The following is a 15,661-nucleotide window of genomic DNA, read 5'->3' on the forward strand; positions in this document are numbered from 1 at the left end:
TCCCCACGGCTCGCCCTCTTACTCAGTTCATCGCAAGACGCATGCGCCAGCTCAGGGAGCCGGCGGCGCGAAGTCCGCGCTTGCGATCAGGTTCGTTTGTACCGTCACCAGCTTCGGCTCGAGGAACGTCAGCTCGTCGTCCTGCGTGGGATCGTCGTCACTGCACGTGAACGCCACGGTGTACGGGCCCGGCGGCAGGAATGCCGCGCGATAGCCATAGTTGGTGCTGCCGTTCTCGATCGCCACACCGACGACCAGAAGCGGATCGACATCGCCGGCGACTGCGGCTTCTTCCAGGTCGTCGGGCGTAATGTCGTTGCCGGTAAAGACATACACGTTCGGCAAGCAGTCTTCAGGCACCAGGGTGCTGTCGACGACACCGGCGATGGCGCCGACGCTTGCATCGTCGACCACGCGCAGCGTCGGCCGGAGCAAATAAGCCTGGCTGCAATCCGGCGTCGACCCTTGCTGGCCCGGCGGAGCATGGACCGACTTGCGCAAATCGAAGTCGATGGTCAGCGCGGCGCTGCCATCCGCAGGCAGCTCGAAACCGCGATTGAGCTTCAGTCCCGACTCGGCGCCGCTCGGCACCCGCAGCTCGCACTCCTGACCGCTCGTCAGCACGATGTATGAATCGCGGACGTTGGTCTCGTTATCGACAATCAGGCGGATCCACTCGTACCGGCCGGCAGGCAGTGTGACGTTATCCAGCAGCAGGGCCGCGCGGCCTTGCTGATATTCGAGCAGATCGAGCTGCCGCACCGAGGGCGACAGGTTGCGGACGATTTCGGCCGCCTCGCCTTCGCGCTTGAAGGCCACGCCACTGAACTGCACGACCACGCTGGATGCATCGTCGATGGGCGCGTCCGTGACGGATACTTTGATGCGGCCCTCGCCCGCCGAATCGCCGCCGCCGCCACATCCGGTCAGGGCGAACAGCAGCGTGCTCACCAACAGGGTCCAGATCAGGCTGGCAAGCAACGAACCGGTCATCCGCATTTGATTCTCATCGATCATTCGCACTCTCTCTCCCAGGACCGGGCGCCACCCTTTTCCGACGCCCTCCCGCCCTGACACGGATCTCACCTCGAAACGGTTCCGCGAACATTTCCATGGAACCAATCGACAGCCTGTTCCGTGTGAGGCTTAATGGAGGTCATGGTCTTGCAGAAGCGCACCCGTCCGTCGCATGCCAACGCGGCAGCCGAGTTCGACCATCTGCTGCGCGAGCACGTCCCCGCCCTGTATCGGGCCGCTTATCGCTGGACCGGCGCGGTGGATCGCGCCGAAGACCTGGTGCAGGAGCTGCTGGTCCGGCTGTATCCCAAACTCGACGAGCTGCGCGGCCTGGATCGCATCCGGCCCTGGGCGCTGCGGGTGATGTATCGGATCTTCGTCGACCAGGTGCGCCGCGAGCGCAGCTCACCCGTGCAGTTCGGCTCCGATCCGCCCGACGACAGCGAAGAGGAAGCGCAGGAGCTGATCGACCAGTCGGCCGGCCCCGCCGAACTGTTGGAACAGGAGCTCACGCAGGACCGGGTGCTGGTCGCCTGGGAGCGCTTGAGCGAAGAGCATCGGGTGGTGCTGTCGATGCACGACATCGAGGACTACAGCCTGCCGGAGCTGGCCCAGATCATGGACGTGCCGCTGGGCACCTTGAAATCCCGACTGCACCGTGCGCGGGCCAAACTGAAGGACTTGCTCGCGACGGAACGAATCTCTCATTTAGATCGTGTATGAAGTGCGCGCCCCGCGGGGCAATCTGAACAGGCTGGTCATGCATCGTGGACAAAGACGCTGAAATTCTGCGCCGGGCGCTCAAGCGCATCCCCGCGCCGGAGCCACGTCCGGAATTCATCGAGCGCGCCTTTGCCAAGGCCACGGGCAGCGCCTCGCCGCCCCGCAGCCGGCTGGCGCACCTGGCGAGCCGCTGGGAGACGTGGATCGGTGCGGCCGCAGGCGCCGCCGTCGCCGTCATCGTGACGTTGATGCTGCTGTCGCCGCGCGAGCCCGGCATCACGCTGGCCCTCAACGAAATGCGGGACATCGACGTGCTGATCGATTCGGAACGGGCGCTGGACGGTGCGACCATCCGTATCGTGGCCACCGGCAGCGTGGTGCTCGACGGCTTCGAGAACGAGCGTCAGATCGACTGGCAGACGCATCTCGCCAAGGGCAGCAACATGCTGTCGCTGCCGGTCCTGGCCCGTTCGACCGGCGCAGGCCAGCTGGTCGCGGTGATCGAGCACGAGGGCCGCACGCGGCAGGTGACGGTGAACCTCACGGTGCGCGACCAAGAGGCACGAACATGACGCGCATCACACCTTTGTGCTTGCCTCGCTCGCGCCAGACGTCGATCATTCAGGCACGAGTGAAGCACGCAACGATCCTGGCCCTGTGCTTGCTGGCGCACGGCGCTCTGGCGCAACAGCAGTCCGATTCGAAGCCTAAACCTGCACAGGGGCAGGACGATCTCGACGTGACCATGCAGATCATCGTGGATCCTGATGCCAAGCTGCCCGACGAAGTCGTCCGCCGAATCCCACTGCCCGAGCGCAAGCCAGCCGATTCGCCCGCGGCGCGTCCCAGTCAGCAATCGTCCAAGGACGCCGGCGCCGACGCTAAAGAGCGCGCTCAGGAAGCTAAGGAAGTGGGTCGCGAAGCCGGTCAGTCCGCCAAGGACGCTGCCAAAGAAGCAGCGGAGCAACGCGAGCAGGCACGCCGCTCCCGAGCCGAAGACCGACGCAACGATCCGCCAGGCAATCCCGGCAATCCCCATCCTCCGGGCCGCCCGCCTCGCTCCTGATTCCGTTCGCCCGCGGCCGCTGCACGCCGCGTCGGCCATCCTCGCGCTCCTGTTTGTTTCTTCCGCTCCCGCGTTCGCCTACAGCGAAGCGGCCACTCAGCAGTTTCGATCGGGCAGCACCGCGTTCCAGGCCGGCGACTATCAAAAGGCATTGAGCGCGTTCGAGTCCGCCCTGGCGCAAGGCATGTCGAGCCCTGCCCTGCACTTCAACATCGGCGTGGCGGCCTATCGAGTCGGCAACTACGCCCGCGCCGAAACGGCATTCAAGGAAGTTGCAAACACGCCGGCCATGGCCGGACTGGCTTATTACAACCTCGGCCTGGTCGAACTGAAACGCAACGACTCGGCCGCGGCCAACCGTTGGTTCTCACGTGTCGAAGGCGCGACCGAAGATGCACGCTTGCGGCAACTGGCGGCGGCGCAACTCGGCGATGTGCAGCCCGCAGCTCCGACGCGCCAATGGGTCGGCTACGCGGGATTCGGCGTGGGTCACGACGATAACGTCGCGCTGGTCTCCAATTCCGACGTGCTCGGCATCAGCGACAAGGCGGACAACTTCGCCGAAGCGCAGCTCGCGTTCAGCACCCCCCTCGGTGAATCCTCCTGGCGGCTCGATGCCGGCGCGATGCTGGTCGACTATCAGGACCTGGACAGCTTCGACCAGGCCGGCCTGCAAGGCGGCGCCCGCTATCGCTGGCAGCTCGCCGACTGGACCAACGACGCCGGCGTCCAGCTTGGCTACACGACGCTCGACGGCTCTGGCTTCGAAAGCCGGCGTGCGGTGTTCATACAAACGGGTCGAGAGCTGCGCGCCGATTTATATGTACGCGGCCGCTATCGCTTCAGCGATATCGACGGCCTCGAGGAGTTCGACGGCCTGACCGGCCGGCGCCACGAGCTGGGCGCGTTCCTCGACTGGACGCGGGCCGATTGGGACTTCAGTTTTGGCTATCGGTTCGAGATCGGCGACTACGACGACGGCTCGCTCTCCGCCACTCGTCACGAGCTGAGCCTCGATGCCGAATATGGCTTCGCCACGGACTGGAGCTTGCTCGCCGAAGCATCGCGACGGCGCAGCGACTACGATTCCGATATCAATGGGAATGAACAGCGCACCGAGCTGGCGCTCGGCTTGACCCGGATACTGACTTCGCGCTGGCAAGTATTCCTGCGTTACGCATATACCAACAACGATGCCGACGCCGCGGCCTATGACTACACCGGCAATCGATTCACCGCCGGCATCGAAGCCACGCTCTAAAACTAATCGCTCGGGTGCGCAAGAAGCGCGCTCGAGAAGAATTTTCACTACATAGTTTGCGCGGCGCGACACCTCGCGTCCTCGTTCATCCGCCACCTCAACCAAATAGCACCTACGCCGGAACGCGTAGGCGGGTTGGCGCGTTCAATTCCGCACAATTTACAAGTCAGAAGTTCGGGTGCGAACTTGCCCAAATTTCTATTAGTGGGACCTTACGACCCACACTGCGGGGAATACACCTTCTTGGCGCCGCCACTGGGTGTATGGCGATTAGCCGGCGTCCTGGCAGCGCAGGGAGTCGAAGTAAAAGTATTCGACCCCAACTGCTGCGTTGGACCGCCCGATCGCGCGCTGGAAAAAGAAATATTGCGCGATACGTGGGACGTGATCGGCGTCTCCACCACCGGCATGACATTGAAGTTCGATCTGGAGCTGGCGCACCTCGCCCGCCGCCTCGCGCCCAATGCGCTGATGGTCGCCGGCGGCATGGAAGCGACGTTCCGGCCCGAGCTGATGTTCGAGCTGGGCCCGTTCGACCGAGTGATCCTCGGCGAAGGCGAGCGCCCATTGGTTGAGCTGGCAACGCGCATCGGTTCGGGGCAACCGTTGGTCGGCATCGTCGGCACAGCCGAGCGCCGGGCGGACGGCAGTCTGCTTCGCATGCCGCAACTGGCGATGGATCATGACCAGTTGCGCGCCGCCATCTTTTCCACGCCCTATGAAAACATGCCGTACGAGGCTTACTGGGACCGCCTCGAAGCCGCCTATCGCGTCGGCGGCCTGCCCACCAAGGCAGCGCGTGAAGCGGCCTTGGCCGAGATCCGCTCGGTCCGCTTGATCACGTTGAACTACTGCCCGATGGGCTGCACGTTCTGCTCTTCCACGAATTTCCTGCACGAAGCACAAGGCAGCGTGGCTTCGATCGCACGGCTGAGCGCCGATGAATGTTTGACGATGATCAAGCGCATCGTCTCCACGCATCCGCGCGTGCGCACCATCATCTTTCAAGACGACATCTTCGTCTTCTCGAAGGACAAGCGCGTCGTGCCATTGTGCGAAGGCATCGTCGCCGCGAAGGACGCTGGCGAACTGCCCAAAGATCTGCAGTTCATCAGCACCAATCGCATCGACGCGATGAATGAGGAACGGCTGAGCGCCATGCGGCGCGCCGGCTTCCGCGTGCTCGGCTTCGGCATCGAAAACTTCTCGCGCAATGTGCTGAACGAGTTCAACAAGGGTCAGATCCATCGGCACATCGAGCCGATGCTGAACGCGACGCTGGCGCTTGGCATCACGCCCTTTCTCGATCTGATCCTCAGCTCGCCGCGCGCGTCGCTCGAAGACGTGGCGGAAACGTTGCGCGAAGCGTACCGATGGCTACGACAAGGATGTGAGATCGGCATGTATCCCTACGTCATTCCCTTCTCGGGCGCAGCGTTCGCTCGCGATCCTGCCCTGGCCCCGCATACTGAGTTCGTGCATCGGCATGTCGAGGGCACGACCATCGAGTGGGACCAGGCCGCCAAGATCCTGCCCATCGATCCGACGGTGCGCGCCGTGATTCTGGAGATCGAGCGCAGATTCGAAATCGAACTGGCGGAGCTGCAAGCGCGCGCGACGCACCTTCCTTCACGGGTGCGCTCGCTGGTCTGGATTCTCGTCGGCGTGCCGGTGCTGGCCGAGCATGGCATCGTCGTTGCCCCGGAGCAGGAGGTGCGTGCCGAGCTCGAATCTCGCTTGCCTCAGCCTCGGAGGGCGACGGCGACTCGAGCCGTCGCGATGGCGTGAAATTCAATACGCCCTGGAGCTTGCTCGCCCCGCTCGCGGTGTGCGCATTGCTGGCGGGGTGGATCGCACTGTCCGCGGCCAATCTACAGACGGCCAGCTTCTCGCTGCTGGTTTACGGTCTGGCGAACTTGATCGTCTACACGGATGCGCTGGATTTCATCCTGCGCCTGCATGTGCGACGACGTCACATCGCCACGGCGCCGACCGAAGAGAATCGTCACCTTTCCATCGATCTGGCGGCCGCTTTCCCGGCCGGCTCGCGGCAGCTCGTACCCGTGCGGCCTTACGCGATCATCGCATCGATTCACAACCTGGAGCCGCTGCTCGATGAGTTCATGGATGCGTTCGCGGCCTATCGCGACAAAGTCTGGCTGATCAGCGACGGCTCGACGGATGCGACGGTGCTCCGCCTGCGCCACGCGGGCTGGCGCTGTTTCGACGATGGGGTGAATCGTCACAAGCCGGGCGCGATCAAGCGTCTACTCGAGCGCGTCCCGCCGCACATCGAAACCTTGATGGTCGTCGATCCGGACATCCGCATCCGCGACAGGAACGGCGGCAGCAGGATCGACTTCGAGCGATTCATTCGTGACTTCCAGCAGTCCGGCGCCGCGGCCGTCTGCCCGCGAGTGATGATCGAGCCCGATGGATTCCTCGCGCGCTTCCAGGCATTCGAATATGCGTTGGCGTTCCGCATCGGTCGCGAGAGCCTGGCCGACTACAGCATCACGTCCGGCGTGTCGTGCTATCGGCGCGATGCATTGGAACGCGCGCTTGCGGAGCACACTCATTCGGTCTACGCCGAAGATCTCCAGAACGCGCTGATCCTGCTCAGTCACGGCGAGCGCATCTATTACGACGGGCGGCTGGTCGTCAGCACCGAAGGTCCGGGTAACGTGCGGCGCTGGTTCTCGCAACGGGTCGGCTGGTACTACGGCTTGCTCAAGGTGTACATCGAGCGCTTCAGCCAGGTCTGGCGCATTGCCAGGCGCACGCCGTTCGCCATGTATCACTTCGTGGTCTATCTCGGCGGTCTGTCGCTGATCGTGCATCCGCTGAAAATCGTCAGCGCGATTCTGCTGGTGCTGAGCTTCATCAGCGGCTTCGACAATTTGTTTCTCGCCAACATTTTCCCGCGCAACGCGCTGATCAATCCGGGCTACTTCATGGCTGCCATCGGCAGCTATCTCGCGCTCGGCGTGTTCGCATTGTTCACCGTCGTGCCCAAGCAGGAGCGCGCGTACATCGCGCCGATCGTGCCGCTGTATCTGTTCTACGCCATTACTCACATCGCACCCATGACGGTCGGCTACGCCAACTGGATCGCAGTGAAGCTGTTCGGCCGCCGCCTTTATCGCGATCACTACGAGCCGCTGCCGAGCGCCAGCACGACCCTGCCGTTGGAGGAGAAAACCAGTCTCATGCGGAGAGCCTCTTGAACGCGCGTGGCGCACCGGCGCCCGAACAATATCTGCCGTCTCATTACTGGGAGGACCGTGCACGCCGGTTCGCAGCGGACGGTTCCGGGCTCGCCGCTGTCTGTTCGTACGGCATGCCGGAGTTCTACAACCGGATGATTCATTGGAGTCAGCACCTGGCGCTGCGACCCTGGCTCAAGATACGACCCGGCACGCGCGTGCTCGATGTGGGTTGTGGCGTGGGCCGATGGAGCACGCTGCTTGCCGGCCGCGGTGGCGTCGTCACCGGCGCGGATCTGAGTCCGACCATGATCGCCGAAGCGCGACGCCGCGCCGAATTGCAAAACGTGTCGACTCGCACCCGGTTCATCGTTCAAGACCTGGCGCACCTCGACGCGGACGGGTCGTTCGATCTGATTCTGGGCGTCACGGTGCTGCAACACATTCTGGATCCGGCGTCATTGCGGTCCGCAGTGAAGCGGATGACAGATCACCTTGCACCGGGCGGGCGCATGGTGTTGCTGGAAGCCGCACCGTCCAGCATCGCGAAGCATTGCGACACGACGGTGTTTCGAGCCAGGCAGCGAAACGTCTATCTCGATTTGTTTGCCGAGCAGGGACTGGAGCTGCGCGCGATCAGTGGCGTCGATCCGGCGCCGTTCAAAACCTGGCTGCTGCCCCATCTGCGGCGGTTGCCACGGCCGTTCGGCATGTCGGCGTTGGCGGCGGTGACCCTGGCTTCGACGCCAATCGATGTGCTGTTCGGCCGAGTCGCCGTGCAGCGCTCGTGGCACGCGGTGTTTGTTTTGCAGCGTAACGGAGGCGCCCATGCCGCTTAGCCGTCGTTCCGCGGTTTCCATCGTCGTGTTCGTCCTGCTCGGCGTCTTCGTCGGGCTGGGCTACTGGTACGAGTCGCGCAAGGCCACGCCCGGACAAGCGGCGAACGCTCAGTCCATCGATGTGACCAGCGCCGAGGATCGCGGACCCGGCTCGCTGCGTGAGGCCATTTTCAAAGCGACGGCCGCCACCACCGAGGTGACCATCTCGCTGCAAGTTCCGAAGATCACGCTCGCCTCTGCCCTGCCGCCACTCGCGAATGCGCGCGGCATCAAAGTCGTTGCTGCCGAGAATGGCACCGAGATCGATGCAAGCGATCTGCCGGGCGGCGCCGTGCTCGATGTCTCGGGTGCGAACATTTCCATCGAAGGCGTGCGCATTCACAACTGCAAGGAGACCGGCATCGTGCTGCGCGCCGAACGTTTCAGGCTGCAGACGGCTTCTGTCGAGAATTGCGACGTAGGCATCGATGTCGCCGAGAACGCCGATCAGATGATGCTGGAGCGAAACCGCTTCGCCAGGAACCGCGTCGGCGTGCGCTTCGCCGCGTCCAACAAGAACGCGATGGTCGTGAAGAACGAATTCTCCGAGCATCGCGACGCCGCCATCTGGGCTGTCCGCAGCGAGCCCGACAGCCGCGGTGGAGCGATCAGCATTCGCGACAACCGCTTCAACAAGGAGCGCATCGGCATCCTCACCGCCAATGTCTCCATGATCATGGAGCGCAACGAGCTGCTCGATTCGCAAGAGGCTGCGATGCAGTTGATGGGCGCCGGCGCAGTCGCACGTGGCAATCGCATCAGCCGTGGCGCGGCGATGGGCATCGTGGTCGAGAACGGGCAGGCCGCGGTGATCGAAGACAACGAGTTCGACGGCATCGAAGCGTATGGCGTGATGCTGAAGACCTCGGCCGATACCGTGATCCGCAAGAACCGGATTCACAACAGCGGCTATGGCCTTGCGTTCGTGCTCGGCAACCAGCGCAGTCCCAGCAGCGCCATCGAGAACACCATCATCGAGCCGAAGTTCAACGGCATCGACGTGATCGGCGATTCGCCCATCCTGCGTGGCAATCAAGTCATGCGGCCACGCGCGCTGGCCCTGAAAATTACCGACTATCAGCCGGAGGGCGGCGGCGAAAGGATCCGCTCCGCGCCGTTTCTCGAAGGCAACAACTTCAGCATCGGCGCCGCGACCGTCGCGGCCGGCGACGCCAAACCGAAACCCGGCACCGTGCAGCGATGAACATCGGCGACACGCAGATCATCCCGGCGCCGACGTGGACCGATCCACGCATCCATCTGTTGGATGACACCTGGCTGCTGACGATCTTCGCCATCCTGCTCGGCACGGTCGTGCCGTGGCTGGTGAGCTCGCTCGATATCAACTTTGTCGCCGCCTGCCTCGGGCTGCTGGCGCTGGGCGGCATCCACATTTCATTCACGGTGGTCGGCAAACCGGCCCGCATCGGCGAGCGCCGCCCAGTGCTCACGCTCCTGCATATCGTGGGTATCGTCGTCGTCGGCTTCATCTGGATGAATGCCGGCGGCTTGCAGAATCCGGCGTTCCTGATCGTGTTCGCGCTGCCGGTGGTCGGTGCGATTTTTCTATCTCGCTGGCAGCCCTATCTGATGGCGGTACTCGCGATCGCCGTCGCCGGTGTCGTCGCGCTCGCGCAAGCTCCAGAGTTGCGCTGGTATGTGCCGGGGCTCAACGAGGTTGGCGCGTCGCTTGCGACTATTCTCGGACAGCAAGGATCGGCGTCGACATTTCCTGGCTTCTACGCACCCTCGACTTATTACGCCGTGCTGCTCCAGGTGTTCGCGATCCTGCTGCTCGCTTGCGCAGTCGCGGCCGAATATCTCGGCACGATCTTCGAACGATTGCACTCGCATGTGGATGTAGCTCGCGCTGAAGCGGAGCGCGGCCAGGAGTTCTGGACCACGCTGATCGAGGCAATGCCCTTCCCGGCCTTGCTGATCGACAGCGACACGCTGCAGGTCGTCTGCGCCAGTACGCAAGCAGCACGTTTCCAGGATCGGGAAACCGCCAGCGGTCGTTCGCTGTTCGAGGCCGTTCGGTTCTCCTATCCGGAGATGGTGCAGGAGGCGATTGCCGGCTCGGGCGGCGTGGTGCCGCTGAGCATGATCAAGGTGGGCGACCGGCTGCGTGCCACGGAAGTTCAAGTGCGGCACCTGGCACAGACCGGACGCCGGTTCGCGCTGGTCGTCATTCACGACAAGACCGAAGAATTCACGGCGCACGCGGCGCTCGATGTCAGCGGCCAGGCCATGCTGGTCATCGACTCGCAAGGCCGGCTGCTGTCGTTCAACAAACCGGCGCAGGCTTTGTTCGCGGCGCTCGACAAGGACAGCGACGCGTCGAACATGCTGTCGCTCGGCGGCATGCCGCCGCGCTGGTGGGAGCCGGGCCTCACGGGCCGACGCAAGATGCATATCGAGATCGGCCCGCGCGTTTATCAAGTGACCTGCTCCGCCTCGCCGCTGCCCGGCGAGGACGAACGCCTTTACATCGTCGCGTTCCTGCCGATGGGACGCGCCGCTCTCGGCGACCGTAGTGACATCACGGCCGCGCACCTCGCCGACGCTCCAAAGAACTCCATCTCCAATTCAACGCTGGTGTCGCCCCCATGAGGTTTGCATCCGCCGTCCTGTGCTGGTCCTCGTTAGCTGCCACCGCGTCCGCCGGCGCCGCCGAAGTCGACGCGCGCCCGTTCGACAAGCTGTCCCTCAGCGGCAGCGCCTCGACGTTCGTCGACACCGACGATGAAGGCGGCGGCGGCTCGCTCAGCTATCTGCACTACTTCACGCCGGACTTCCTCGCCGGCTTCGGTGCCGATCATACATTCGTCGAGGAAGCCAAGCTGACCTACGGCTCGGTGCGGGCAGCCTGGGGGCACGGCGAGCCGGCCCGTCGTTTCATTCTCATCGGTGAGTATTACAACGGCGAAGGCGACGACAATGGCCGCAAGTTCGATTACCAGGTCGGCGTGCTGGGCATGAGCCAGGCGATCGGCAGCAAATTCTCGGTGCAACTCGAGACGCGCCAGATCGACATCGATACCACGCACGGCAATCTGCCCAAGCTCGGCCTGACTTACGTGTGGTCGCCGAAGTTCGTGACCAACATTGCCTATGCCGATTCAGTGAGCGGCAATCTGGGCACAGAGCTCACCAGCGCGCGCTTCGACTACTACGGCAAGCACGTCAATGTGATGCTCGGCGGCTCGACCGGCAAAGCCAACCCGGCCGTGCTGGTGCTGGAGCCCGGCGTGGTGCTGCCGCCCAGCTACTCGAATGAGTATTTCCTCGGCATCGCCAAACCCTTCAAACGTGCCGAGATCCAGTTGCTCGGCGACCTGCTGGAAGTGGCGGGCAGCGAGAAGATCACCGTCACCTTGAGCTTTATCGCGTATCTAGGCTCGCGAGGCCAATGAAACTGTCCTTTCTGAAACGCGGCTCGCAATGGCCCCTCACCTTATTGGTGCTGGCGGTCGTCGTGCTCGCGGGCGGACGGCTCATCGCGCTGAGCGTCGGCGAACGCGCCGAGCAGATGCGTGCGACGGCGGGCACGCTCGTTACGACGTACAGCCGCTCGGTCGAGCGCCAACTGCAAACATTGGCCGCACGCGAGAGCGGCGCGGAGCTGGATCAGCTGCTCTCGAAGCTGCAGCTGAATCGCATCGTCGATCCGGAGTACGACTTCGAACTGTCGAAAGTGGACACGGGTGGCGGTGCGCCGCGAATCTTCGTGAGCAGCCGGATCGAGCGGCTGGACGATCCCATCATCAGTCGCATCCGCTTGCCGGAAGGTTACGCGCAAGAGCTGGCCGGCGGTTATGTGCAGCTCGCGTTGCGTCCCAAGGCTGGCTGGTATCCAGCGCGCGAGCTGGCAGCGGCCATCGCATTGCTGGCGGTCGTCGCCTGGATGCTGGCGTTCGCGACTCACGATCTCGTGCACAGCTTGCATCGGGCGCGTGATGCTCTGTCACTGTCGCGACGCCAGCTGCAATCGACGCAACGCAAGCTCGCGCTCGAAATCGAGCAGCGTGAAAACCTGCAGAAGAGTTTCGAGCATTCGCGCTATCACGACGCGTTCACCGGCCTGCCGAACCGTCGCTACTTCATGGATCAGCTCGATCGCGCCTTGCGGGAAGTTCGCACGCGGCGCCGGCAACGACTCGCCGTGATGCTCATCAACATCGATCGTTTCAAGCTGATCAACGACTCGCTCGGCCACACCGCCGGCGACGAGGTTGTCGTGCAGGCAGCACGACGATTCCAAAAGGCCGCGGCGCAGTTCGAACATGTGCTGGCGCGCTGGAGCGGCGATCAGTTCGCGATGCTGGTCTTCGATGTTCCATCGGCGGACGGCGCGCTCGACATCGCCGGACTGTTACAGAAGACGCTGCAGCAGCCCTTCGAGCTGCGCAAGCATCAACTCAACGTTGCGGCCCGGGTTGGCGTCACCTGCATCGACTCGGGTCTGCAGCGCGCGGAAGAAGCCGTGCGTGAAGCCGACATCGCCCTGTCGGTCGCAAGACGGCACGACACCGCAACCGCCGTTGCCTATCAGCCCGCGATGGGCAGCAGTGCCGCGAGTCTGGTGAGCCTGGAGGCGGATTTGCATGTCGCGCTCCAGCGTCGCGAGCTGCATTTGATGTATCAGCCCATCGTGGACCTGCGGAACGATTGCGTGGCCGGCGCCGAGTCGCTGCTCCGCTGGCGGCATCCCATCGAAGGCATGCTGACGCCGGACAAGTTTCTAGCGCTCGCGGAGGAAGTCGGCTTGATCGTGCCGATCACGCGCTGGACCATCCTGCAGGTCTGCACGCTCGCCGCCGAATGGCGTCATCGCTTGCCGCGTGATCGCGACTTCTATCTGACAGTGAATGTCTCCGCCGCCGCGCTTCGCGATCCCGAGTTCACTTCCTTCGTGCAGCAGGCGCTCAAGGACACAGGGGTATCGCCCGAATATCTGAAACTGGAGCTGACCGAAGGCGGGCTGATGAGCAATCCCGGCGGCGCCCGCGAGATCCTCGAAGGCCTGCACGATCTGGGCATCGAGATGATGCTCGACGACTTCGGCACTGGCTACTCGTCCCTGAGCTATCTGCAGCTGTTCCCCTTCAGCTATGTGAAGATCGACCGGCCGTTCGTCGATCGCGCCGGCTCGGCCCATGCCAACACCGCGATCGCGGCCGCCATCGTGCAAATGACCAGCAGCCTCGGCCTGCGCTCGGTCGCCGAGATCGTCGAGACCGATGACGCCGCGCGCGACCTGCAGCGGATGGGATGCGACTACGCGCAGGGCTACTTCTATTGCGGCCCGCTCGAAGCGGAAGAAGCCTTCCAGGTCCTGAAGAATGCCGACCGCTCGCTGCCGACGGCGCAAGTGGCGATGAATGCCGACGAGTCGTCCGACAACTCGCCCACGATTTCCGAGGCCGTCGTGCTGTCGGATGAGACGTTGATGCTGCCCGCCGATGAAGTGGCCGAGCAGCTCCGGGAAAAGGCGTCGCAAGAGCGCTAGTCGGTTCGCCCGCGGCTGGGGTCATAGACTCCCCCGATACGCAGCCCTCGCGGAACGCGTCATGCTGTTCCGTCGCTGCCTGTACCCGCCTATCATCCGCCCCTTTCCCCCTCCGAGTCGCCCATGGCCCCCGAACACGATTCAAGCATGCTGGTCAACGCCGTGGCGTTGCTGGGCGCCGCGGTCATCGCGGTCCCCTTGTTCAGACGGCTGGGCCTCGGCTCGGTGCTGGGCTACCTCGCCGCCGGCCTGTTGATCGGTCCTTTCGGTCTCGGCCTGTTCTCCGACCCGCACGCCATCCTGCGATTCGCCGAGCTCGGCGTCGTGATGTTCCTTTTCATCATCGGCCTGGAGATGCGGCCGTCGCACCTGTGGCACCTGCGGCGGCAGATTTTCGGTCTCGGCACGCTGCAGATCGCCGCTTGCACGCTCGGGCTCACCGGCGTCGGCATGGCGTTCGGATTCTCGCCGGTCGTTGCCTTCGTCGGCGGCGCCGGTTTCGTGCTCACCTCGACGGCCATCGTCATGCAACTGCTGGCCGAGCGCGGCGACATCGCGCTGCCTCACGGGCAGAAGATGGTGTCGGTATTGTTGTTCGAAGATCTGTTGATCGTGCCGCTGCTGGCGCTGGTCAGTTTCCTCTCGCCGGCCGTAACGACCGAAAGCGATACGCCGCATTGGATTTCCATGCTGACCGGCATCGGCTCGCTCGCCGGTTTGATTGCCGCCGGCGTGTGGCTGCTCAATCCGCTGTTCAGCATACTGGCGCTGGCACGCACGCGGGAAGTGATGTCGGCGGCGGCATTGCTCGTCGTGCTCGGCTCGGCCCTGTTGATGGAAATGGGCGGCCTGTCGATGGCGATGGGTGCATTCCTCGCCGGCGTGCTGTTGTCCGAATCGACTTTCCGTCATCAGCTCGAAGCGGATGTCGAGCCATTCCGCGGATTGCTGTTGGGCTTGTTCTTCCTGGCCGTGGGCATGAGCCTCGACTTGAACGTGGTCGCGGACAATTGGGCACTGATCGCGGCTGCCGTGCCGGCGATGATGGTCACCAAAGCCATGTGCATCTATATCGTCGCGCGTGTGACTCGCAGCTCACATGCGGAAGCCTTGGATCGCGCGGTGCTGATGGCTCAAGGCGGTGAATTCGCGTTCGTTCTATATGGCGCCGCCGCTGCCTCCGGCATCATCGACGACACCGTCAACGCCAACATGACCGCGATCGTCGTGCTCTCGATGGTGCTGACGCCGCTGGTCGTGATCGTGGTCCGGCGCTTCATCAAGCCCGCCAGCCAGTCGATGGACGGCATTCCCATCGCGGATGGGCTCGAAGGCAGCGTGCTCATGATCGGCTTCGGCCGCTTCGGCCAGGTTGTCAGTCAAGCACTGCTGGCGCGAGGCGTCGATGTGAGCATCATCGATGCGGATGTCGAGATGATCCGCGCTGCCCAGCAATTCGGCTTCACTGTGTACTACGGCGATGGCACGCGACTCGATGTGTTGCGAGCATCCGGCGCAGGCAAGGCGCGTCAGATCGCCGTCTGCGTCGAGAACCGCAAGACCGCCGATCGCATCGTCGAGCTGGTGCGCTCCGAGTTTCCGCAAGCCCAGCTGCTGGTGCGCGCCTTCGATCGCGAGCATGCGCGTCAGCTGGTGGGCGCCGGCGTCGACTACCAGATCAGAGAAACATTCGAGTCGGCGCTGCAGGCCGGCGGCGCGGCATTGCGGCTGCTCGAAGTCAGTGATTCGGAGATCGCCGACATTCTCGCCTCGATTCGAGAGCGCGACGCCGAGCGTCTCGCCCTCGAAATCGCCGGCGGCGGCTATGAGGCGGGCCTCGGCATGTTGTTACGGAATACGGCGCAGACGCCATCGCGCCCTACGCCATTCAGCAAGCCGCGCACTGAAGGTAAGGCGCTCAACGAAGTGCCCGGCGCAAGTCCCAGCGAGAGCCCCACGTAAGGCGACGCTCGCACAGGAACTTCGCCGGCAGGGCCG

Annotated in this window: 13 protein-coding genes; 12 read left to right on the plus strand and 1 reads right to left on the minus strand. The window is 63.8% G+C overall.

The window, feature by feature from the left end; all coding sequences use genetic code 11:
- Positions 1 to 51 precede the first annotated feature (51 nt).
- Complete coding sequence (locus GYH35_RS03110; RefSeq protein ID WP_161827620.1) at positions 52 to 1,017, minus strand: DUF4382 domain-containing protein; 966 nt, start codon at positions 1,015 to 1,017, stop codon at positions 52 to 54.
- Positions 1,018 to 1,149: 132 nt separating this feature from the next.
- Between GYH35_RS03110 and GYH35_RS03115 the strand changes: the two genes are divergently transcribed.
- The 12 genes from GYH35_RS03115 (at position 1,150) to GYH35_RS03170 (ending at position 15,625) form a co-directional block, all read left to right on the plus strand.
- Entirely contained in the window at positions 1,150 to 1,740 is a 591-nt protein-coding gene (locus tag GYH35_RS03115; protein WP_161813634.1) for an RNA polymerase sigma factor, read from the plus strand.
- A 44-nt stretch (positions 1,741 to 1,784) separates the two neighbouring features.
- Positions 1,785 to 2,312: a hypothetical protein gene (locus GYH35_RS03120; RefSeq protein WP_161813633.1), complete on the plus strand. Its 528-nt coding sequence runs from the start codon at positions 1,785 to 1,787 to the stop codon at positions 2,310 to 2,312.
- The gene (locus tag GYH35_RS03125; protein WP_161827621.1) at positions 2,309 to 2,806 is read left to right on the plus strand and encodes a hypothetical protein; all 498 of its coding nucleotides are present in this window, start codon (positions 2,309 to 2,311) and stop codon (positions 2,804 to 2,806) included. The genes GYH35_RS03120 and GYH35_RS03125 overlap by 4 nt, the downstream gene beginning before the upstream one ends.
- A 49-nt stretch (positions 2,807 to 2,855) precedes the next feature.
- Positions 2,856 to 4,067: a tetratricopeptide repeat protein gene (locus GYH35_RS03130; RefSeq protein ID WP_268894916.1), complete on the plus strand. Its 1,212-nt coding sequence runs from the start codon at positions 2,856 to 2,858 to the stop codon at positions 4,065 to 4,067.
- Between the two features lie 204 nt (positions 4,068 to 4,271).
- Positions 4,272 to 5,855, plus strand: coding sequence for a B12-binding domain-containing radical SAM protein (locus GYH35_RS03135; protein WP_235936718.1), 1,584 nt, complete (start codon positions 4,272 to 4,274; stop codon positions 5,853 to 5,855).
- Positions 5,852 to 7,294, plus strand: a complete 1,443-nt coding sequence (locus GYH35_RS03140) for a glycosyltransferase family 2 protein (RefSeq protein WP_161813629.1) — start codon at positions 5,852 to 5,854, stop codon at positions 7,292 to 7,294. Before GYH35_RS03135 ends, GYH35_RS03140 begins: the two co-directional genes overlap by 4 nt.
- The gene (locus tag GYH35_RS03145; RefSeq protein ID WP_161827624.1) at positions 7,291 to 8,112 is read left to right on the plus strand and encodes an SAM-dependent methyltransferase; all 822 of its coding nucleotides are present in this window, start codon (positions 7,291 to 7,293) and stop codon (positions 8,110 to 8,112) included. The genes GYH35_RS03140 and GYH35_RS03145 overlap by 4 nt, the downstream gene beginning before the upstream one ends.
- Positions 8,102 to 9,355, plus strand: a complete 1,254-nt coding sequence (locus GYH35_RS03150; RefSeq protein WP_161827625.1) for a right-handed parallel beta-helix repeat-containing protein — start codon at positions 8,102 to 8,104, stop codon at positions 9,353 to 9,355. Before GYH35_RS03145 ends, GYH35_RS03150 begins: the two co-directional genes overlap by 11 nt.
- Positions 9,352 to 10,764, plus strand: coding sequence for a nitrogen regulation protein NR(II) (locus tag GYH35_RS03155; RefSeq protein WP_161813626.1), 1,413 nt, complete (start codon positions 9,352 to 9,354; stop codon positions 10,762 to 10,764). The genes GYH35_RS03150 and GYH35_RS03155 overlap by 4 nt, the downstream gene beginning before the upstream one ends.
- Positions 10,761 to 11,567 carry a hypothetical protein gene (locus tag GYH35_RS03160; protein WP_161813625.1) on the plus strand — a complete coding sequence of 269 codons (807 nt, stop codon included), beginning with the start codon at positions 10,761 to 10,763 and terminating at the stop codon, positions 11,565 to 11,567. The genes GYH35_RS03155 and GYH35_RS03160 overlap by 4 nt, the downstream gene beginning before the upstream one ends.
- Complete coding sequence (locus tag GYH35_RS03165; RefSeq protein ID WP_161813624.1) at positions 11,564 to 13,663, plus strand: putative bifunctional diguanylate cyclase/phosphodiesterase; 2,100 nt, start codon at positions 11,564 to 11,566, stop codon at positions 13,661 to 13,663. The genes GYH35_RS03160 and GYH35_RS03165 overlap by 4 nt, the downstream gene beginning before the upstream one ends.
- Before the next feature lie 123 nt (positions 13,664 to 13,786).
- The gene (locus tag GYH35_RS03170; RefSeq protein WP_161827626.1) at positions 13,787 to 15,625 is read left to right on the plus strand and encodes a monovalent cation:proton antiporter-2 (CPA2) family protein; all 1,839 of its coding nucleotides are present in this window, start codon (positions 13,787 to 13,789) and stop codon (positions 15,623 to 15,625) included.
- Positions 15,626 to 15,661 lie beyond the last annotated feature (36 nt).

It is taken from the genome of Steroidobacter agaridevorans (genome assembly GCF_009932555.1).
Classification (GTDB): Bacteria; Pseudomonadota; Gammaproteobacteria; order Steroidobacterales; family Steroidobacteraceae; genus Steroidobacter; species Steroidobacter agaridevorans.

Excerpts from the sequence above, each read along its gene's own strand:
- GYH35_RS03110 (WP_161827620.1), bottom strand. The coding sequence starts at position 1,017 with ATGATCGATGAGAATCAAATGCGGATGACCGGTTCGTTGCTTGCCAGC.
- GYH35_RS03115 (WP_161813634.1), top strand. The coding sequence starts at position 1,150 with ATGGAGGTCATGGTCTTGCAGAAGCGCACCCGTCCGTCGCATGCCAAC.
- GYH35_RS03125 (WP_161827621.1), top strand. The coding sequence starts at position 2,309 with ATGACGCGCATCACACCTTTGTGCTTGCCTCGCTCGCGCCAGACGTCG.
- GYH35_RS03150 (WP_161827625.1), top strand. The coding sequence starts at position 8,102 with ATGCCGCTTAGCCGTCGTTCCGCGGTTTCCATCGTCGTGTTCGTCCTG.
- GYH35_RS03155 (WP_161813626.1), top strand. The coding sequence starts at position 9,352 with ATGAACATCGGCGACACGCAGATCATCCCGGCGCCGACGTGGACCGAT.
- GYH35_RS03160 (WP_161813625.1), top strand. The coding sequence starts at position 10,761 with ATGAGGTTTGCATCCGCCGTCCTGTGCTGGTCCTCGTTAGCTGCCACC.
- GYH35_RS03165 (WP_161813624.1), top strand. The coding sequence starts at position 11,564 with ATGAAACTGTCCTTTCTGAAACGCGGCTCGCAATGGCCCCTCACCTTA.
- GYH35_RS03170 (WP_161827626.1), top strand. The coding sequence starts at position 13,787 with ATGGCCCCCGAACACGATTCAAGCATGCTGGTCAACGCCGTGGCGTTG.